Source organism: Paenibacillus sp. FSL H7-0442 (assembly GCF_038593105.1).
GTDB classification, from domain to species: domain Bacteria; phylum Bacillota; class Bacilli; order Paenibacillales; family Paenibacillaceae; genus Paenibacillus; species Paenibacillus polymyxa_D.
The window spans coordinates 4,315,001-4,334,119 of record NZ_CP151963.1; the positions used below are offsets into that span (position 1 = coordinate 4,315,001).

21 protein-coding genes and 1 other annotated feature are annotated in these 19,119 nt (G+C 45.5%); all 21 genes read right to left on the bottom strand.

Annotated elements, in window-relative coordinates; all coding sequences use genetic code 11:
• Nucleotides 1-547 precede the first annotated feature (547 nt).
• Nucleotides 548-2,146 carry a LysM peptidoglycan-binding domain-containing protein gene (locus MHH57_RS18965; RefSeq protein ID WP_029518433.1) on the bottom strand — a complete coding sequence of 533 codons (1,599 nt, stop codon included), beginning with the start codon at nt 2,144-2,146 and terminating at the stop codon, nt 548-550.
• Between the two features lie 159 nt (nt 2,147-2,305).
• Complete coding sequence (ilvE, locus tag MHH57_RS18970) at nt 2,306-3,190, bottom strand: branched-chain-amino-acid transaminase (RefSeq protein ID WP_165148833.1); 885 nt, start codon at nt 3,188-3,190, stop codon at nt 2,306-2,308.
• Between the two features lie 17 nt (nt 3,191-3,207).
• Entirely contained in the window at nt 3,208-4,107 is a 900-nt protein-coding gene (pheA, locus tag MHH57_RS18975) for a prephenate dehydratase (protein WP_029518431.1), read from the bottom strand.
• Complete coding sequence (gene thrB, locus MHH57_RS18980) at nt 4,104-5,072, bottom strand: homoserine kinase (protein WP_342434401.1); 969 nt, start codon at nt 5,070-5,072, stop codon at nt 4,104-4,106. Before thrB ends, pheA begins: the two co-directional genes overlap by 4 nt.
• Nucleotides 5,073-5,099: 27 nt before the next feature.
• The gene (locus MHH57_RS18985) at nt 5,100-6,386 is read right to left on the bottom strand and encodes a homoserine dehydrogenase (protein WP_342434402.1); all 1,287 of its coding nucleotides are present in this window, start codon (nt 6,384-6,386) and stop codon (nt 5,100-5,102) included.
• 43 nt (nt 6,387-6,429) lie between these two features.
• A complete protein-coding gene (locus MHH57_RS18990; RefSeq protein ID WP_013311587.1) occupies nt 6,430-6,867 on the bottom strand; it encodes an ACT domain-containing protein in 438 nt (145 codons plus the stop codon).
• Between the two features lie 157 nt (nt 6,868-7,024).
• Entirely contained in the window at nt 7,025-8,335 is a 1,311-nt protein-coding gene (obgE, locus tag MHH57_RS18995) for a GTPase ObgE (protein ID WP_029518428.1), read from the bottom strand.
• 13 nt (nt 8,336-8,348) lie between these two features.
• Nucleotides 8,349-9,086 (bottom strand): Spo0B domain-containing protein, encoded by a 738-nt coding sequence (locus MHH57_RS19000; protein ID WP_029518427.1) that lies wholly within the window; start codon nt 9,084-9,086, stop codon nt 8,349-8,351.
• Between the two features lie 146 nt (nt 9,087-9,232).
• Nucleotides 9,233-9,550: a 50S ribosomal protein L27 gene (gene rpmA / locus MHH57_RS19005; protein ID WP_039272574.1), complete on the bottom strand. Its 318-nt coding sequence runs from the start codon at nt 9,548-9,550 to the stop codon at nt 9,233-9,235.
• A 5-nt stretch (nt 9,551-9,555) separates the two neighbouring features.
• Nucleotides 9,556-9,894, bottom strand: coding sequence for a ribosomal-processing cysteine protease Prp (locus tag MHH57_RS19010; RefSeq protein ID WP_013311591.1), 339 nt, complete (start codon nt 9,892-9,894; stop codon nt 9,556-9,558).
• Between the two features lie 13 nt (nt 9,895-9,907).
• Entirely contained in the window at nt 9,908-10,219 is a 312-nt protein-coding gene (gene rplU, locus MHH57_RS19015) for a 50S ribosomal protein L21 (RefSeq protein ID WP_013311592.1), read from the bottom strand.
• A 13-nt stretch (nt 10,220-10,232) separates the two neighbouring features.
• Nucleotides 10,233-10,320, bottom strand: a sequence feature (ribosomal protein L21 leader region).
• Between the two features lie 98 nt (nt 10,321-10,418).
• A complete protein-coding gene (locus MHH57_RS19020) occupies nt 10,419-11,603 on the bottom strand; it encodes an Rne/Rng family ribonuclease (RefSeq protein WP_342434403.1) in 1,185 nt (394 codons plus the stop codon).
• Nucleotides 11,604-11,650: 47 nt separating this feature from the next.
• Nucleotides 11,651-12,529 (bottom strand): M50 family metallopeptidase, encoded by an 879-nt coding sequence (locus tag MHH57_RS19025; RefSeq protein ID WP_029518424.1) that lies wholly within the window; start codon nt 12,527-12,529, stop codon nt 11,651-11,653.
• Complete coding sequence (locus tag MHH57_RS19030) at nt 12,522-13,367, bottom strand: peptidoglycan DD-metalloendopeptidase family protein (protein ID WP_069011268.1); 846 nt, start codon at nt 13,365-13,367, stop codon at nt 12,522-12,524. Before MHH57_RS19030 ends, MHH57_RS19025 begins: the two co-directional genes overlap by 8 nt.
• A gap of 340 nt (nt 13,368-13,707) precedes the next feature.
• Nucleotides 13,708-14,505 carry a septum site-determining protein MinD gene (gene minD / locus MHH57_RS19035; protein ID WP_013311596.1) on the bottom strand — a complete coding sequence of 266 codons (798 nt, stop codon included), beginning with the start codon at nt 14,503-14,505 and terminating at the stop codon, nt 13,708-13,710.
• A 3-nt stretch (nt 14,506-14,508) separates the two neighbouring features.
• Nucleotides 14,509-15,171, bottom strand: coding sequence for a septum site-determining protein MinC (locus MHH57_RS19040; protein WP_029518422.1), 663 nt, complete (start codon nt 15,169-15,171; stop codon nt 14,509-14,511).
• Between the two features lie 82 nt (nt 15,172-15,253).
• The gene (mreD, locus tag MHH57_RS19045; protein ID WP_029518421.1) at nt 15,254-15,784 is read right to left on the bottom strand and encodes a rod shape-determining protein MreD; all 531 of its coding nucleotides are present in this window, start codon (nt 15,782-15,784) and stop codon (nt 15,254-15,256) included.
• Nucleotides 15,784-16,605, bottom strand: a complete 822-nt coding sequence (mreC, locus tag MHH57_RS19050) for a rod shape-determining protein MreC (RefSeq protein ID WP_029518420.1) — start codon at nt 16,603-16,605, stop codon at nt 15,784-15,786. The genes mreD and mreC overlap by 1 nt, the downstream gene beginning before the upstream one ends.
• A 55-nt stretch (nt 16,606-16,660) precedes the next feature.
• Nucleotides 16,661-17,695 (bottom strand): rod shape-determining protein, encoded by a 1,035-nt coding sequence (locus MHH57_RS19055; RefSeq protein WP_013311600.1) that lies wholly within the window; start codon nt 17,693-17,695, stop codon nt 16,661-16,663.
• 106 nt (nt 17,696-17,801) lie between these two features.
• Nucleotides 17,802-18,494, bottom strand: coding sequence for a DNA repair protein RadC (gene radC / locus MHH57_RS19060; protein ID WP_103050169.1), 693 nt, complete (start codon nt 18,492-18,494; stop codon nt 17,802-17,804).
• A 13-nt stretch (nt 18,495-18,507) separates the two neighbouring features.
• Nucleotides 18,508-19,116 (bottom strand): Maf family protein, encoded by a 609-nt coding sequence (locus MHH57_RS19065; RefSeq protein WP_039272577.1) that lies wholly within the window; start codon nt 19,114-19,116, stop codon nt 18,508-18,510.
• Nucleotides 19,117-19,119: the final 3 nt, after the last annotated feature.

Consider the following 19,119-nt stretch of genomic DNA (forward strand, 5'->3'; position numbering starts at 1 on the left):
AGACCAACCGAAGTCGGTTTATAGAAAGAGCGATAAGCTCATTTTGAAACTGACGAGATAAAAAATATCTCTTGTTTGCTTCCATTTTATACAGCCTGATGGCATGTACCAAAATCTCAGCGTTGGATTTTGCAAGCAAAATCCGCACTCACTCGTTGTTCAGTTTTCAAAGATCAAACCTACATCATATCTCACTTTGTTTCACCACCGCATCTCAGCGGCGACTTAAATAATATATCATGTTTTACGCGTCTTTGCAACACTTTTTTTTAAGAGGATTTTATAATCAACTCTGCTTTGTTTTCGTATTGCTAACTATCTTGTAAAAGACAGCTATAAGAATATACCACATATATAAGCTTAGTAGCAACACCTTTTTTTAAAAATTATTTTCTCATCTTTAAAATCACTGCATTTAAATAAAGAGACCATTATTCCCTCAAGCAGAATAACAGTCTCTTTAACATTCATTTCTTTCTCTTAATGACTAATAAAGCCGGGGCACTACTAGGAGTCTCTCTTCTTTTACTTTTTACTTTTAGCCACGTCAGTCCCTAATCCATGGATTTTTACGCGAACGAGCACTAAAGGATGAGGAACGAGTTTCTCCTCCAGTTGAATTACGGGATTTTTGCTTCTTATTAGTAGCATTTTTACTGGAAACCTTGACTTTGGACGTCTCTTCTTTGGATGTGCTGCCAGAGCTGTCTTTTGATTTACCTTTACTCACGCTACGATCCTTTGTTTTAGAAGAAGAATCAATTTCATTTTGGGATGCTATAGTCAGATTGTTACCTACCTCCTGCGTTCCTGGAATTGCTGGTGCCGACTGGACGTTCTCTTCCCGGCATCCACAGTCTGGCATAAACATATAGGGTGTTGTATATCCCTCTAATGGATACATAGGTGCATTCCCATGCGCAAACGGATGATAAGGGGAATTCGCAGATTGTTGCCCTTGTAGTTGGCTATAGTCGGATACGTGTCCAGCCGCAGGCAAACCATATGGAGGTCCTCCCCATGCCTGGCTCCATTGACTGCTCTGGACTGTACTCTCTGAATACTGCGGCGGATGCCCTTGATGGATAAATGGAGGATAGACAGGATAGGATGCATTTTCAGACGCTTCATGGCTCGGATAATATCCGGGGGCGCAGCAATCTGAATAGGCAGGATAAGGAGTTGGATAGGCATTTATAATTGGTGTCTGCACAGGCCCCCAGCACCATGGATGCTCACAGTCATGATGATAGCCCTGATCAGAAACTACAGTAGGAGAGGCATATTCTGCTAAGGAGGTATTTATAGGCGCTTGAGGAGACCCAATCCCCGGATACCACGAGTTCGGCATTGCATTTATTTGTGGGCTATAATCAGATGTCGGCTGTTGTATCGACCACTCGGAATTTACCATCGGCTCCGATTTTGTGCAGCCGCAAAACTTTTCAGCTACAGGTTGCTTCACAACAGTTGTAGGAAGCTGTGGCTTAGATGCAATCGGTTGGGTGACTATAGGTTGCATTTGAGGTGGAGCAGGTGGTGTAACTATGGGCTGCATTTGAGGTGGAGCGGGATTTACGGGTGCCATAGGAACTTCAGGCAGTTTTAATTCAGGAAGCTTAGGAGGATTCACTGTTTCTTTCGGCTGTGTCATCTCCTCTTTAGGGCTAGGCATATTCTCCGGCTCAGGCTGTGTCATCTCTGCCTTGGGCTGGGTAAGTTCTTGCTTAGTGGGGGATTCAGGTTTAGGCTGTGTCATCTCTTCTTTGACTGCGGTATTTTTTTTATTCTCAGTAAAATCAGAATTCTCTTCTTTGTAGTGTGGAATATTAACTGTTTCTCCAACCAGTAGTGCATTCGGGTTTTTAAGCTGGGAATTGGCATCAATAATTAGCTTGAGCGGTACATTCCACGCCTTGGACAATTTCCACAATGAATCTCCTTGCTTAACCTTGTGTTGATATACCGTTGACGGCTGTGTTTCCATCGTGACAGGCTCTGTCGGAATTTTAATTTTCTCTCCGATGCTCAACTGATTAGGGTCTGCCAATTGGGGATTGGCGGCAATAACTTTCTCCAGCGTCACATTATACTTCTGTGCCAGCAAGTATAGAGTGTCACCTTTTTTGACGATGTGTATTTTCACAGGTCACAAACCTCCTAGACTTTCGTTCGGGCGGGATAAACGCCCGGCTTCTGTTATTACATCCTATGCACCTACCGGGCGAATGACCCCATACAAACAAAAAAATCCTTTTAACTAAATACTCTCGCGAGCATTCAGTTAAAAGGATTCGGTTTTATTTTAGTCCTGCCACACTTTGTAGCCATCCTGATCCACGATCTTCCGGAATTCAGTCAGGAGCTCCAAAGTCACTGGGCCAGCAACGCCGGAGCCGATCGTACGACCATCCACCTCATAAGCTGCAATAACTTCTGCCGCAGTTCCTGTAAAAAACACCTCGTCCGCAACATATACATCATGCAGTGTAAAAGGTTGTTCCTTAAGGGAGTACCCAAGCTTAGCACACAAATCGATAATAGCATTACGAGTAATTCCTTCAAGCGCTCCCAAATAGCAAGGAGGTGTATACAACACTCCGTTTTTGACAATGAAAATGTTGTCTGCAGAGCCTTCCGTCACATATCCTTGGGAATTGAGCATAATAGCCTCACCTACACCAGCATAGTTAGACTGGATCTTCACGAGGATATTGTTGAGATAGTTCAATGATTTAATCTTCGGATTCAAAGCATCCGGGATGTTGCGACGCTGAGAGACAGAAATTGTCTTCAGGCCAGTCAAGTAAGCTTCTTCTGGGTAAATGGCGAGCTGCTCCACGATAATGATGACACTCGCCTTCGCACAACGAAGAGGGTCTAAACCTAGATTTCCTGCACCTCGGGATACAACTAGACGGATATATCCGTTACGCATTTCGTTAAGACGAATCGTTTCAGCCATTGCTTCCAACATTTCATCAGAAGACAACGGAATGTTTAATTGAATGGATTTCGCAGAATCATACAGGCGCTCCAAGTGCTCCTTACATTTAAAAATATTTCCGTTATAAATACGAATGCCTTCAAATATACCGTCTCCGTACAAGAATCCATGATCATATACGGAAACCTTTGCGTTTTCCTTAGTCACATGCTGCCCATCCAGATAGATCCATTGTTCTGCCATTAAAATCACACCTCCGATTAATGTTCCTTTAAAATAGGTTCGATCGCTGCTTCAACATACTTGTAGCTTGGATAAGAGCCAAGAACACGTACATGGCACCCCAAAGCCTCGATCTCTGCAAAGGCTGCCGGAAGTAGCACGGAATGCAGAGATTCCAAAACTTCAATGTAAAAATAATAATTCCCCAATTGCTTTTTGGTTGGACGCGATTCAATACGGGACAGATTTAACCTGCGCCATGCAAATGCGGATAAAACCTGATGCAGCGCTCCCGGGAAATCCTGCGGCGGCGTGACCAAAATACTGGTTCGCTGACCTTCAGGCGTACCCGGGAGACTTATAGGTTGATGACCGATCAAGACAAAGCGGGTAAAGTTGTTATCGTGATCCGTCACTTTGCTGGCCAAAATATCCAATCCGTGTTTGGCAGCCGCAAGCTTGGTTCCGAGAGCGGTCCAGCCTTTACCGGGGTTATGTTTAACAATTTCGACGGCTTCCGCCGTACTTCCTGCACTCTCCAACTCGGCCTGAGGAGCGGAAGCCTGTATGAATTCTTTACACTGGGGAAGCGCCACAGGATGAGACATAATTTTGACCACTTTGCTCAAATCTAGCTTGTCCAAATCCTTCGTAAATTCACTGCGATGACCAATAAGATTTTGAATTGAAGGATATACCCATTCCGCCTGCATTTGAATGTCTACTTCATGTACAAGCCAATCCATATGCAAACTTACAGAGCCATCAATCGTATTTTCAATGGGAATTACACTATAGTCTGCCTGACCCTTGTCTACTGCCTGAAATACGTCCGCGATATGTTTGTAAAAAAGTAATTCATGGGACGTATCTCCTAACAAATACTTAATCGCTTCATGAGAAACAGTCCCCTCAGGAAGAAGTGCAATTCGTTTCATATCGTAAGTTCCCCTTTAATCATATCCATAAAAGGGAGAGTATTCCCTTCTGTATATACTTTAACTCCTTCATTCTCAGGGCGCAATTTTAAAACAGAAGCAGTGATCCCCTCTTTGTTCATGGTATCCGTTAAATACTGCTCCAGCTCTGCTTTCCGATTTTCCCGCCGATCTGTCAATGCCAGCAACGTTGGTCCAGCCCCACTTAGAGCCACACCCAAAGCACCATAATGGTGCGCATCCTGCAAGATCTCTGTCATACCTGGCACAAGTGCCGCGCGGTAAGGCTGATGAAGCTGATCACGCATCGCTTCAGCGATTAAGTCGGTTCGCCCTGATGCCAATGCTGCTACCAACATGGAAGCATGACTTATATTATATACAGCATCCTTCAATGATACTTGTGCGGGTAGAACCTCTCTGGCTTTCGACGTGGACAGCTGAAAATCTGGAATAACTACCATAACCTCCAGATTGGTATCCGGTTCAAGTCGTAAATGCCTAGCACGCTCACCGTCCCACATCGCTGTAATAATACCGCCAAACAGAGAAGCTCCAACATTATCCGGATGTTTTTCAATGGCGCTTGCCATATCGAACAACTTGGAATCCGGCAGAGGCGAGCCAATCAACGTATTTGCAGCGACCAAGGCGCCCACAATGGCGGAAGCACTGCTGCCCAAACCACGAGTGAGTGGAATATCTGAGTACATCGAAATATCGAGCTCAGGAACTGATACACCCGCTTCCCGAAAAACCATTTGTGCTACCTTGAAAATCAGATTAGTTTTATCTTGGGGAACACCATTCATTTCATCTCCGTATAAATGAAAAGCCGTCTGTTCGGCCTCCTTCATTTCAATCCATGCATATAAGGACAACGCCATGCCCAATGTATCAAAGCCCGGACCCAAGTTGGCCGTACTCGCGGGCACACGCACTCTTACTGTTTTTAAAACGGTCATACAGACAATTCCTCCTGCTTTTATTGACTATCCCTCTACTCGATATACGCTCTTGATGCGACGGATGACGTCCAAAGTTTCAAAATGCTCCAAAACCTTTTTCATACTTGCTTTACTGGCTAAATGAGTCACGATAATAATTTCAGCATCGGGGTTAACCTCATTCGGTTGCTGCACAACAGATGCCAGACTGACATCAAATTCAGCAAATACTTGCGTAATCCGTGCCAACACCCCTGCTTTATCATCCACATGCAGAAGCACGAAGTTTTTGAAATACACATCTTCGTCGTTACTAATTTTTTTAGGGTTGTAAGGAACGATGGCTTTAAGCCCATTGACACCAAGTTTGAGATTTTTCACTACAGCAACTAAATCGGCTACAACTGATGTTGCCGTCGGCATTTCACCTGCACCCGCACCATAAAACATGGTTTCACCCACTGCTTCACCACATACATACACCGCGTTGAATACCCCGTTCACCGAAGCCAATGGATGTTGCTTGCGTACCATGGTCGGCTGAACGTTAATCGTAAATTCATCACCCTGGCGCTCTGCAATGCCTAGCAATTTCATTTCATATCCTAGTTTTTTAGCAAAAGCAATATCTTCACTGGTTACCTTTGAAATGCCGCTGACACTTACATCCTTGAGCTCTACATTAGAGCGGAAACCCAGCGTGCCGAGAATTGCCATTTTACGGGCTGCATCCAGTCCTTCCACATCTGAGGTCGGATCGGATTCAGCATACCCAAGCTCCTGTGCTTCCTTGAGAACTTCCTCGTACGAGGCCCCTTCCTGACTCATTTTGGTTAAAATAAAGTTTGTCGTACCGTTCACAATCCCCATAATGCGGGTAATGCGGTCGGAGGAGAAACCTTCAATTAGTGTACGAATGATCGGGATACCACCCGCTACACTCGCTTCATAAAAAATATCACACTGCTTTTCCTGCGCCTTTGCTAATACTTCAGAACCGTGCAAAGCCATTAAGTCCTTATTTGCCGTTACGATGTGTTTACCCCGCTCCAGCGCTTCAAGAATGTACTCCTTCGTCTGATCAACGCCGCCCATGACTTCGATAATTACATCAATTTCAGGGTCCCGAATAACTTCCCATGGGTCCTCAGTAAGTTTGCTCGTCTCCACTTCAATGGAACGATATTTTTCTATGTTTTTTACAGCTATTTTTTCAATGATGATCGGTGAACCGACTTGTCTGCTCAAGTCTTCCTGATTGCCTTCTACGATTCGAACGACCCCCGTTCCTACCGTCCCCAAACCTAACAATCCTACTTTGACCGGTTTCATCCATTCCCCTCCTGATAACTTTTATCTAATGAACTGTATTGCCTTAACCTTGCCCAATCAGGCGAACACGTTTGACTCCAGAGATATCTTCCAAGCCCTCCAGTAGAACACCCAACTCTTCACTGAGTCTGGACATTTCTACCGAGATGACTACGTTGGCTCTGCCTTGCAGTGGAATACTTTGCTGAATCGTCAGCACATTGCCTCCGAAATCTGCCACTCTGCCAAGTACCCTGGACAACATTCCGGATTGATGTTCCAAATCAATAGAGATATTAACAATTCGCTCACGCTCCAGCTGGTTAACCAAATGTATGCCATCCTTATATTTATAAAAGGCGCTTCGGCTTAGCCCAACTTGCTCCACGGCATCATGCACGGTTTTAACATCTCCTGAAGCCAGCAGCAGTTTCACCTGTATGGTCTTAACAATAGCTTCAGGCAAAATATCTTCCCGTACCAAGTAATAGCGCTCTTTCAAGAACGTCCTCTCCTCAAAGACTTATGTTTTTGTATAGAGGACATTATATCGAAACTCATGAAAATCGGCAAGCAAACAATGCAAAAAACGGCTACTGCCTTCTATAGAGTTTCCTATAGTACAGTAACCGTTCAGGTTTTAGACCTTTATTTGAAATTTAGTAGTAGCTGCTGCCTTCAACAAATTCGAACTCGAAATCAGCAATGCGTACAGATGTACCATCTTTGGCGCCACGCTTGCGTAACTCAGCATCCACACCCATGTGGCGTAACGTTCTTGCTAATTTCAAAATGGCATCATGCGAGTTCAACTGCATGCGCTTCATCATGCGCTCAATTTTAGGGCTCTGCACCACGAATGTATCGTTTTCACGTACAATTGTAAAGCCCTCGTCTTCTGCTGTATCCAGCTTAAATACCTTACGTTCATTAACTTCTGCTACTTCCTCAACAACCGGCTCGTCCGGTATTTGATCCAGCAAATCAGCAGCCCGGTAGAGCAGTTCCTTCACACCTTGACGTGTCAGTGAGGAAATAGGCATGATTTCAAGATCAGGACGTATAGAAGCAATCTGCTCTTTGAAGTGAGCCAGGTTTTCTTCAGCTTCCGGCATATCCATTTTATTGGCCGCCACAATTTGCGGACGCTCAGCCAATGCTGAATTATATTGCTTCAATTCGTCGTTAATTTTAGTCCAATCTTCAAACGGGTCACGTCCTTCGGAGCCCGCCATATCCACGACATGGATAATAATACGCGTCCGCTCAATGTGCCGCAGAAATTCATGTCCCAGCCCAATACCTTCATGAGCCCCTTCAATTAAACCAGGCAAATCCGCCATCACAAAATTACGATGATCACCCACATCCACAACACCCAAATTCGGAGTAATCGTTGTAAAGTGGTAGGCCCCAATTTTCGGTTTTGCGGAAGATACAACCGACAACAAGGTAGACTTCCCAACACTAGGAAACCCGACCAAGCCTACATCAGCCATTACTTTTAACTCAAGCGTGATATAACGTTCTTGTCCCTCTGCACCGTTCTCAGCCAACTCAGGCGCTGGATTACTCGGCGTAGCAAAACGGATGTTCCCGCGCCCTCCGCGTCCTCCTTTAGCTACGACGACTTGTTGACCATGACGTGTCATATCTGCTACTACTTCACCAGTATCATCATCTATGATGACCGTTCCCGGCGGTATACGTACGATCATGTGCTCCGCATTGGCTCCGTGTTGACTTTTGTTACGACCTTTCACTCCACGCTGGGCTTTAAAATGTCGTTGGTACCGAAAATCCATCAAGGTACGCAAACCCTCATCTACACGGAAAATTACATCTCCACCGTTCCCTCCGTCACCACCACCTGGGCCACCTTCAGGAACGTATTTCTCACGACGAAACGCAATTAATCCGTCTCCGCCGTCTCCGCCTTTAACAAAAATCTTCGCTTTATCTACAAACATGGTTACACCTTCCTTATGTCTGGCACTGCATCCGAATTTGAAACATTTCGCCCGTAGGGAGCTTCTCTGTTCGAATGCGTTCACTTCCGGGTACGGATCTGACCCGCTTAAGGATATTCAAATCCGCAGGTATGTCACTTCCTTCAAAACGGACGATAACATCATTCTGATCCATACCGAAATAAAGTGTCAATCTGCGCACTTCTCCCCAGGACGACCGGCCCCCGCCATATTGATACGCACGCACCGTTTCTATGACGGCCGAGGCAAGCGACTCGCCGTCTTCGGGAGACATGACAGCGTCTAACTTTAACTGCTCCTCAACCTGTACCGACAACTGTAAATTACCGGCGTTCACGCGAAAAGACTGTAAATAAAACACCAGTGAGGGAATACCCAACTTAGATATTTTACTGTCTTCCGCCACGCGCCCTTTTATTGTTTCCACATAAGCAACAGATTTATCATGCTTATTCATGCGAATATATCCATAAAGCACCTGCAAGTCATTCATCCAGTCATGCCGATGATGGTTAAGCATTGCAATCGCTGTACGCTCAAAAGAACGCAAAGCAGCTTTCCGCTCATACTCAACCTGTCTATTCGTATACCACATACCAAAACATGCAGCAACTACAGACCATACTGCTAATAAGATAATCGTTAATACTTCGGGATAGAGCAGTGAAAAAACCAAAGGAATCAGAATGGAACCCAACGCCAGATAAGGCGCTCTTATCCGCTGGAACATGGCTTCTCTCCGTTCTGCGATAATTAAATGGATTATTAAAGAACCTTAATCCAGTATAGCACAGACTAACTTTCCAGTTCATTACCATCATGCAAAAAAGCCTCCGACAAAAGTGCCGGAGGCTTTTCAGCGTGTCTAAGCCGCTATTAAGCTTCTACAGTAGCTGCTACTGGAGCAACGTCGATCGGGTAGATGCTCACCTTTTTGCGATCACGGCCCCAACGTTCGAACTTCACAACGCCGTCTACTTTCGCGAACAGGGTGTCGTCCTTACCGATGCCCACGTTCGTGCCCGGGTGAATTTTCGTTCCGCGTTGACGAACCAGGATGCTACCGCCGGTAACTGCTTGACCGTCAGCACGTTTCACTCCAAGACGTTTCGATTTACTGTCACGTCCGTTTTTTGTGGAACCTACACCTTTTTTCGATGCGAATAATTGAAGATCCAATGTCAATTTCAACATGATGTCTACCTCCTTCTTTGATTATTTTCTATTTGAATATACTTACCGTATGATTCAGCAATGCTTGTCAGCATAATCACCATGGACTCCAGCAACAGTTGAACCTGTGCGTTCGCATCATGATAACTTTCAGGAGAAAGATACGCGCTTAAAAAGCCGTTTTCCATTTCCGTTTCCATCTCAACGTCCGTAAGAGCTCCAATCGAATTGACAGTTCCTACTGTTACCGCCGAAACGCCAGCACATACGATATCCTCGCCAGATTTAGCGAAATTTGCATGTCCTTTAACGGAAAACCCCTGTATGCTGCCATCCTCCAGTCGTGTAATACGCACGATAATCACTTATCGCACCCTCTTACGCTTGGATTTTTTCAATCGTCACTTTCGTGTACGGTTGACGATGACCTTGCTTCACATGGTAGTTCTTTTTAGGTTTGTATTTGTATACGATGACCTTTTGACCTTGACCATGCTTCTCAACTTTAGCTGTTACAGAAGCTCCAGAAAGAAGCGGTGTACCTGCTGTCAAGCCATTGTCGCCGGACACTGCCAGAACACGATCGAACGTTACAGTTTCACCATCATTAGCTTCCAACTTCTCGATGAACAATACGTCGCCCTCTTGAACTTTGTATTGCTTACCACCTGTTTCGATAATTGCGTACATTTGCTTGCACCTCCTTATGTCTCAGACTCGCCTAATAGCAGGTGGCAGATTCCCTTAGGATACTGCACTTCAGTACCTGATTGGAGCGGTTACAGCATGTGCAGCCAATCTTACGCATCACACATACTAAATGATTGTAGCACAAGCTTTATACACATTCAACCTTTAGTTTTAAAATGATTTTGGGTTACGCATCGCTCTACACGAGCGTCTTTTCTTCACGCACTTTTTTGCGGGTCATTTCCAGCAAACCTAACCGCGTCCAACCGACAACATAAGATTTGGTCCGATCCTTCTTCAATCTTGCTTCCAGCACAGAGGATACTTCCCGACGGTTCTCCTCTTGTTCCATGTCAATAAAATCAATGATGATGATACCACCAATATCACGCACACGTACCAGGCGGGCAATCTCTTCAGCTGCTTCAATGTTAGTCCGGGTTACCGTTTCTTCCAGATTACTGCCTCCCGTAAACTTCCCGGTATTCACATCAATGACGGTTAGTGCCTCCGTATGATCAATGACAATGTATCCACCGCCCTGCAGCCATACCTTTCGCGCAAAATCGCGTTCCAGCTGCTCATGAATGCCATAAGCTTTAAAAATCGTTTCTTCTGCACCACGAAATATACTTACATGAGCTTTCGCAGGACAAATCTGTTGCAGCATGATTTCTGCATCCTTTGCTTGCTCTTCACTGTCAATAACCAGTTCATCCTGTTCAGGTGTAAACACATCCCGAATCAATCGCTGAACAATACTTAAATCCCGGTGTAATTCGCACGGAGCCGAGTGTTCACCAGCTTTACGCTGAATAGCCGCCCACTGCTTACGTAGTTGATTCAGATCATTTTCAATCGCCTCTATACTCATGTCCTCCGAAACGGTACGGATTATGAGTCCTTCCTCACTTGTGCGTAGCTGCTCTCCCATTGCTTTCAAACGGATGCGCTCGCCCTCACGTTCGATCTTCTTGGATACGGCCACATAATCAGCACGGGGCATATATACGATCCAGCGACCCGGAAGTGAAAAATGAGTGGTGACCCTGGCTCCTTTGCTACCAACTGCCTCTTTTAATACCTGTACTACAATTTCCTGCCCCACCTTTAACACTTCAGAAATGGATGGCTTTACCTCCGGCTGCTTGTCCAAATGAGCGTGAAGTACGTCATCTACGTACAAAAAGGCATTCTTTCGCTGTCCAATGTCAACAAAGGCGGCTTGCATACCTGGTAGCACATTGACCACCCTCGCTTTGAAAAAAGAACCTAGAATCCCCCGTTTTCGCGGTAGTTCAGCCGCATATTCAACCAATCGTCCCTCTTCCAACAGCGCCATTTGGGTCATCTGCTGCTGGCATTGTACAATCATTTGCTTCATGGTTTTTCAACCTCTCTGGATACAGCCTCTTTCTTACTCATAAAACATTATTTAGGCTTGGGTTCTCCACCATCTGGCGGGCGTGTCGCAAAATAAGAGCGAATAAGGCGTTGCTCCGGCAGTACGGCTACAATTCGTCCCTGTTCATTCATAACATAAACCATATGATACCGATCTCTTCTGAAAAGACGCAAAATAGGCTCCAAATGTTTCATTGGCAGGGATACAATAGGTAAGGCAATACTTCCCTTAGCTATTTCGCGGTAAAAAAGCTCGTCCCTCCCCAGCAAAAACCGTATAAAACGGTAAGGGATATTCCGATAATCCACAATATTAGAATAAAGCAAAAAAATCCCTACCGCCAGCAGATTTAAATGCATAGGCCCATTTTGCCTTAACAACGGTGAAATACCATACATACAAAATAGCAGACTCGTTACGATACTGGCCCTAAAGGTCCACACTAATGTGCGGTGATAAGAAAAGGATAAACTAATCATTGCCTGCAATATTTTCCCACCATCAAGTGGTAAAATGGGCAGCAAATTAAACAGTGCAATAACTGCATTCCCCTGAATTATATAATTTACATAATCATACTCCGGTCCACTCACATTTTTGAACCATAAAAGGATGATGATCATGATTCCGTTTTGCAGGGGCCCCGCTAGCGCAATGACAATCTCCTTCCACGCATTGAGCTTCCCCTGATCCTCAATGACCGCAACTCCTCCAAAGGGTAACATCTGTATGGAAAGCACCCGCGCGCCTAACAACGAAGCAGCTGTCGCATGACCTAGCTCATGAATAAACACCAATGTAAATAAAGTGATGATCTCGATAAAATGTCCCGTTATTATAGAGGTCAGCATAACCAATACAAACAGTGGATGTAGTGATAAGGTCACCCCTCGGACATTAATCAAGGGCTACCACTTCCGACGGGTCAATGTAGTGATCCCCTCTCTGAACTGCCAAAAATAAAGTTGCCGCCTCGCTGCCGCTGCGACTTGCTGGCAGTACACCGATCTCATCTCCCTCCTGAACCCAGTCGTTCACTTTTAAGGTAGAGCGGGAAAGCCTCCCGTAAGTTGCTGTGATACCGCCAGTGTGTCGAACTGTAACCGAAATCCCGCTTTTGGGATGATTTAATATGTCTAATACTCGTCCTGCATCTATACTTTTAACAACGATTGGCCCGTTGTCAGTGACATTCGGCGTAATTTCTACCCCTTTCAGGCTCAGTACAAAAGGCTGTGTTATAGTGCCTTCGATCGGTGGAGAGCCCTTTCGATTTGCGGCTACCTTGTGCGTTTCATGCTCCTCGCCAAAAATCGGCAAAAAGGAAGGAGCTCCGTCAAAATAAGTTTCATACCATTGTCCGACGGCTGCAAAATCCATATCCTTATTCAAGGCATCCGCAATAAACATTCTCAAATTCACTGCATAGGGAATATCCCAACGAAACATTCCCCATACCATTCCAAATAACACCGTTGCTATGACTGATCTTCGCCAAAAGGAAGTCCAAAAAGACGGAGCACGATTCGCCCCAAAAGATTGCTGCCAGTGTTGCCGCTCATTTTTCCACTCCGTTTCTGGGTCTCTGGACGAGTTGGCACTGACTATAGGCATCGACCTCATATCTTTATCCCCGTGCCTGTACTGATATATGCCAGAGGGATACGTCTCCGCTTTGCTTCCCGCGATTAGCTGCTGTATACGTTCTTCTCTGCGCTGCTTGATTCCGGAATTTTTATTCATCCTGTTCAGCCCCCTCAGCGAGGTATGTTTGATACATCTTATGAGGACGGGCTTCAACTTATGTTGTCCCGCTCGGGAATAAGTACCTAAAAATCAAAAAAACCGGCGCTAACGCACCGGATTTGTTTTGTGTTTATAATATTTATGTAGTGACCCTAAATTTTGTGAAGCCGTATTATAGGAATTTAAAAAGACAAACCAAAAACACTTAAATAAGATTATTACTTATTTAAGTGTCTAGTATTACAAATGAATACTACTACAGCTCCTACCTTAGAACCAATAGAAAATCACTTAGGAAGCGTGGAAGCAATTTACCAGCCATAACTTCCGGTTTTCCTCATCCACCCATACCAAAAAACTTCTTAAAACGTGTCATCACGCTTTTCTTCTGGTCTAGCTGCATGAGGGGCACTGTATCGCCCAAAATCCGTCTCGCAATGTTACGGTAAGCAATCGCGGCCTGTGAATCTGGATTCATAACGGTAGGCTCCCCTGTATTAGCTGCTTTAATTACCATTTCATCATCCGGCACAATCCCAATAAGGTCTATGCTAAGCACTTGTAAAATCCCATCAATATCCAACATATCTCCGGATTTAACCATGCTATTGCGAATGCGGTTAACCACCAACTTGGGTGATATCACATGTGAGCTTTCCAGTAAACCAATTACCCGGTCTGCATCGCGTACGGCTGCATTTTCCGGAGTAGTCACAACAATAGCCTGATCCGCCCCAGCAATGGCATTTTTAAAGCCTTGTTCAATACCCGCAGGGCAATCGATCAATATATATTCAAAATCCTTTTTAAGCTCCAAAATAATATCCTTAACCTGCTCCGGCGTAACAGCACTCTTGTCCTTGGTTTGAGCGGCTGGCAGCATATACAGCTCCTCAAAACGCTTGTCCTTAACCAGTGCCTGATTTAAACGGCAACGACCTTCCGCTACATCAACAAGGTCGTAAATAATTCGGTTTTCCAGACCCATCACAACGTCTAGATTACGCAAACCGATATCCGTATCCACCAAACATACCTTTTTGCCGAGCAGTGCAAGCGCTGTTCCTATATTGGCTGACGTCGTCGTTTTGCCGACGCCGCCTTTTCCTGAAGTGACGACGATAGCCTCTCCCATGTGCTACACCCCTTTGAACACGTTAAAATCGCGGCCCAGACGCACAATATTGCTCATTTTATCTATTTGCATAGCGCCATCCTTGAGATACGCAAATTCCATACCGGATTCACGTGTCTCCCATTCGTCTGGTGGACGGCTGATCATTTCAGAAATTCGCAACTGTGTCGGTGCAAAATAGGAAGCCGCTATAATCGCTTCACTATTTCCCTCCATCCCTGCATGCGCCATGCCTCGCAGAGCGCCGAGGACATAAATATCACCAGTACATGTTATAATTCCACCCGGGTTTACATCTCCCAAAAAGAGTAGGTTCCCATTGTGATGAAGCACTTGACCAGATCGGATAATCCCTGTCACCGTATGAATAGGAGGCTTTCCCTGCACTTCCACAGGCAGTCCAGGTGATTCTACAGACCTGATGAGCAGATTCCCCTTTTGCTTCAAAATCTCCAGAATACTTTCCTTCTGTTCCTCTGTCACTTCTCGGCTTCCCAGCTTAATATCCACATGAATGATCGGGCCTGTTAAAATATTTTGATGACTGTGCTCCAGCTTAAAACGCAGCTCACCCAGCAAATTCTCAAACTCGCATTGATCGTCCAGCAGGAATACCAGGCCATCTTTGATGCCTTTAATCGTGACATGATTCGATTTCACTGCCATTAGCCTGTCCCTCCTATCTCAATCATTTCGTCCCCGGGACGTCAAATCCCTGCTAACCCGGACAAAATGTGTGTAAAAAGACCTAGACAGCCTCTTCCTTTTTCACACGGGTACCCAAACGCTGCAACTGCTTGCGAACTGGGACATAAATGATGAGGGCGAACAGAAAATGGATAAATAAATCAGGAATTATATACTGAGCAAGTGCCCAATTGAAAGTCTGATGATTCAGCTGGAACAGCTGGTCAATGGCAAAAAGCATAGAATCCAAGAGGAAACTACCAATCAACACGGCTGCCATCATAATGGGCATCTGCGCACGTCGAGCTGTAAAAACAAGCCCCAATAAGTATGCAGACAACCCCATTGCAAAAGAATAAGGCCCAATGATAAACCCATAGAACACTACATCATGAATAAGTCCAAAAACAATACCTAGCACCAATGCTGTATGACGGCTATAATACACAGACACAAACAAGATCACGACATACACAAAATTCGGAACCATTCTTGAATGCCAACTATCCGGAAGAAGCCATGGAAGAATCGTCCCTTCAGCTATAAACAGTACAAACAGCAGCAGTATTAGAACCTGACCGCGCATCTTCATTATTCCGGTACCTCAGGAGTGTAGAGGATGAGCAGTTCTTTCCAATCCACAAAGCTGGCTGCCGGTTTAATAATCGCTGTCCGTGTTTTGCCAAACTCCCCAACCTGAATCTTCTCTACCGTTCCAACCATTAGGTTTTTGCGGAATTTACCACCTGCGCCAGATGTAATAATCTGATCACCCTTTGCGATTGGATCTTTTTCCTCAATGCGAGTCATTTGAAATCTGTTCGTACCCGGATCATAGCTTTCAATCATACCAAACGATTGATTTTCCTTGCCCAAGACTGTCGCTGCAATAGCATAAGAATTCGGATTTTTAGGATCCAATGTAGTCAATAGGGTAACGGTGGACGTAAAATTCCCCGTTTGACTAATGACTCCGACAAATCCTTCAAGCGAACTGACTTCCTGACCAACCTTCGCTCCGTCCTTCTCACCAATATCGATCACAAGCGTTTTGGAATCATTGCTGACGCTGTTCACTTGAGCAACACGATAATCATAATTATTTTTCGCCTTTTGCGTTTGGGTGAACTTCAGTTCATTCTGCAGTCTGGCATTTGTTTCAACATAATTATGGGTCTGAATTTGGTCACGAGTCAGCTTTGCCACAGCAATTTTTAACCGTTCATTTTCTTCGTAGATACTGCGCATATTCCCGATATCTTCAAAGAAGCCCGCTATTGCAGAAGCGGGCCTGTAAAAGATACCTTGCACAAAGCCAATCGAATCTCTGGCGAACTTCTCGGGCCAGGTTAAGGAATTCCTCTGTCCAAGTGTAATCCCCATAAGGGCAATAAACAGAACGATTCCTATCAATAGAACAAATAGTCTTTTATTGCCAAACAGCTTAAACAGTTCCTACACCCCCGATTCAACGTTTGGAACGGACGGCAGAACTGCTGCGCGATTTGAATAAATGAATATTTTCCAACGCTCTGCCTGTACCGATTGCCACACAATCTAGAGGATTTTCTGCTACGATCACCGGCATTCCGGTTTCACCTGCCAACAGCTTGTCCAGGTTACGTAGAAGTGCTCCACCGCCAGTAAGTACAATACCTCTATCCATGATATCCGCTGCCAATTCGGGAGGGCATTTTTCCAGTGTTACTTTAACCGCATCCACGATTGCATTGACTGTATCCGATAATGCTTCACTAATTTCATCAGAAGTAATCGTGATCGTCTTCGGCAAACCTGTTACCAGATCACGTCCGCGGATTTCCGAGGTTTCCACTTGCTCTAATGGCATAGCTGAACCCACTTCCATTTTCAGTTGCTCTGAAGTCCGTTCACCAATCATCAGATTGTATTGGCGCTTCACGTATTGGATGATGGACTCGTCCATTTCATCGCCAGCGACACGCACGGAGCGGCTTGTTACAATCCCACCCAGGGAAATGACTGCCACCTCGGTTGTACCTCCACCGATATCGACAACCATACTGCCTGTAGGCTCCCATACAGGAAGATCAGCGCCAATTGCTGCTGCAAACGGCTCCTCTATCGTATATGCCTCTCTTGCGCCTGCTTGCTTCGTCGCATCTTCAACAGCACGCTGCTCCACCGCAGTAATGCCCGAAGGCACACAAACCATCACGTTCGGATGGCGTGGAAACAAAGAGCGTTGGGCTTGCGCCTGACGGATAAAATATTTGATCATCGTTGCTGTCGTATCAAAATCAGCAATGACACCGTCCTTCATCGGACGAATCGCACGGATATTTCCCGGTGTGCGACCGATCATTTTTTTCGCAGATTCACCAACAGCCTCAATGGTTTTTGTATCTGTACGCAAAGCGACTACAGATGGTTCACGAACCACAATTCCTTTACCTCTTACGTATACAAGCGTGTTTGCCGTCCCCAAATCTATTCCCAAATCTTTTGTAAAGCCACCCAGCATGATGTAATCTCCTTTTCTCTTCCCTGAAATCTGTTATCCAATGTATAAGCGGTTTATTCAGGCCGGATTATCCGGTCGTGTTTAAATGTTTGATTTAAATATTATATTATATCAGACCTTGTTCCTTCAAACTTACAAAGGTCCCGTCCCCGATCACTATATGATCAAGCACGTCGATACCCACGATGTTGCCCGCTTCCATCAGGCGGCGAGTCAACTGGACATCTTCGGGGCTTGGCTTCGGATCACCGCTCGGATGGTTATGAGCGCAAATTATTGAAGCACTGCTGCATTTGATTGCTGCCCGAAATACTTCACGTGGATGCACGATGGCAGAATTCAGGCTACCCATAGATAGTGTTTCCTGAGCAATGACATGATTTTTAGTGTTAAGGAACAAGCATACAAAATGCTCTTTCTGCAAATAACGAAGCTGCTCAAACAACAGATCTGCCACATCCCGCGGGCAACTAATCACCGGGGTCTCCAAATGGCGAGACAAAGCTAATCGACGCCCCAGTTCGATACCCGCTTTTAGCTGTATCGCTTTAGCATCCCCAATGCCCTTAATCTGGGTCAACTCGTTCAAGCTCATATCCACCAGTTGACGCAAATTTCCTGCCTGCTGCAAAATACGCTGCGCTAAATGCACCGAAGACTCATTTTGCGTTCCTGTACGCAGCAATATTGCCAGCAACTCCGCGTTGCTTAAGGCATCCGCCCCATATGTCATCATGCGCTCTCTTGGTCGTTCTTCATGGGGGAGGTCGCGAAGCATCAGTATTGGCGACTCCAGCATATGTTTATCCCCTTTATGGACGCAACACATTCACTCCAAAATCGGACAGCATGTCCGACAGCAAGGAAAGCGGCAATCCTACGACATTAAAATAACAACCCTGAATAGATTCCACCAGCGTAGCACCCATGCCTTGAATGCCATACGCTCCTGCCTTGTCAGACGGTTCACCAGTATTCACGTATGCCACAATTTGCTCTTGACTCAGAGGCTTCATTGTAACCTCCGTTTGGCGATGTCTGACAAGCACTTCGCCGGTTCCGGTATGTATGCAGGCTACCCCGGTGTACACGCGGTGTGTCCTTCCCTGCAATGCAGTCAGCATGCGAACTGCGTCCGCATGGTCGGCTGGCTTGCCCAATACCGAACCATCCAGCACGACAATGGTATCACTGCCAATCACCAGTCCGGCTTCCTTCGACTGAGTGACGGTGTTCACGACCGCTTGGGCTTTGCGTGCCGCAAGGGTCTCCACGATTTGCTGAGGCGTCCAGCTCTCAGGCGTGCTCTCATCCGCATGACTTGGCACCACCTCAAAGGGGAGTCTCAAAAATGCGAGCAATTCCTTCCTTCTTGGTGAAGTCGATGCCAAAATAATGCGGGGCGTAATTTTCCCGTCCATAAG

Coding starts and splice junctions, on each gene's coding strand:
- ilvE (WP_165148833.1), bottom strand. CDS start 3,190: ATGGCAGAACAATGGATCTATCTGGATGGGCAGCATGTGACTAAGGAA.
- pheA (WP_029518431.1), bottom strand. CDS start 4,107: ATGAAACGAATTGCACTTCTTCCTGAGGGGACTGTTTCTCATGAAGCG.
- thrB (WP_342434401.1), bottom strand. CDS start 5,072: ATGACCGTTTTAAAAACAGTAAGAGTGCGTGTGCCCGCGAGTACGGCC.
- MHH57_RS18985 (WP_342434402.1), bottom strand. CDS start 6,386: ATGAAACCGGTCAAAGTAGGATTGTTAGGTTTGGGGACGGTAGGAACG.
- obgE (WP_029518428.1), bottom strand. CDS start 8,335: ATGTTTGTAGATAAAGCGAAGATTTTTGTTAAAGGCGGAGACGGCGGA.
- MHH57_RS19000 (WP_029518427.1), bottom strand. CDS start 9,086: ATGTTCCAGCGGATAAGAGCGCCTTATCTGGCGTTGGGTTCCATTCTG.
- rpmA (WP_039272574.1), bottom strand. CDS start 9,550: ATGTTGAAATTGACATTGGATCTTCAATTATTCGCATCGAAAAAAGGT.
- rplU (WP_013311592.1), bottom strand. CDS start 10,219: ATGTACGCAATTATCGAAACAGGTGGTAAGCAATACAAAGTTCAAGAG.
- MHH57_RS19020 (WP_342434403.1), bottom strand. CDS start 11,603: ATGAAGCAAATGATTGTACAATGCCAGCAGCAGATGACCCAAATGGCG.
- MHH57_RS19030 (WP_069011268.1), bottom strand. CDS start 13,367: ATGAATAAAAATTCCGGAATCAAGCAGCGCAGAGAAGAACGTATACAG.
- minD (WP_013311596.1), bottom strand. CDS start 14,505: ATGGGAGAGGCTATCGTCGTCACTTCAGGAAAAGGCGGCGTCGGCAAA.
- MHH57_RS19040 (WP_029518422.1), bottom strand. CDS start 15,171: ATGGCAGTGAAATCGAATCATGTCACGATTAAAGGCATCAAAGATGGC.
- mreD (WP_029518421.1), bottom strand. CDS start 15,784: ATGAAGATGCGCGGTCAGGTTCTAATACTGCTGCTGTTTGTACTGTTT.
- MHH57_RS19055 (WP_013311600.1), bottom strand. CDS start 17,695: ATGCTGGGTGGCTTTACAAAAGATTTGGGAATAGATTTGGGGACGGCA.
- radC (WP_103050169.1), bottom strand. CDS start 18,494: ATGCTGGAGTCGCCAATACTGATGCTTCGCGACCTCCCCCATGAAGAA.
- MHH57_RS19065 (WP_039272577.1), bottom strand. CDS start 19,116: ATGGACGGGAAAATTACGCCCCGCATTATTTTGGCATCGACTTCACCA.